Source organism: Bartonella sp. MR168JLCBS (assembly GCF_042194175.1).
This window is the reverse complement of record NZ_JBHIMP010000577.1, coordinates 330-571: the sequence shown is the minus strand read 5'-3', so window position 1 is coordinate 571 and position 242 is coordinate 330. Positions and strand designations below refer to the sequence as shown.

Sequence of the window (242 nt, the reverse complement as noted above, 5' to 3'; positions counted from 1 at the left end):
GAAGAAGTTAGAAAAAGAAGGTGAAATTAGTCAAGATGAAGCACATGGTTTGTCCGAGAAAGTTCAAAAACTTACGGATGAAACTATTGCTAATATTGATAAGATTTTAGCTGTGAAAGAATCCGAAATTATGCATGTTTAAGGTGATTTCGTTATCAGAAAAATACTATATCCGTATCGTGTAAGATTGTTCTTATGGAGAGAAGGATGGGTGAAGTGTGCTATTGATAACACGGTATGAA

Annotated in this window: 1 protein-coding gene; it reads left to right on the top strand. The window is 33.9% G+C overall.

Features of this window, described 5'->3' with window-relative positions:
* Positions 1-142 (top strand): ribosome recycling factor (locus tag ACFIK8_RS12785; protein ID WP_375669636.1); only part of this gene is annotated, 142 nt, incomplete at its 5' end.
* Between the last annotated feature and the right edge of the window lie 100 nt (positions 143-242).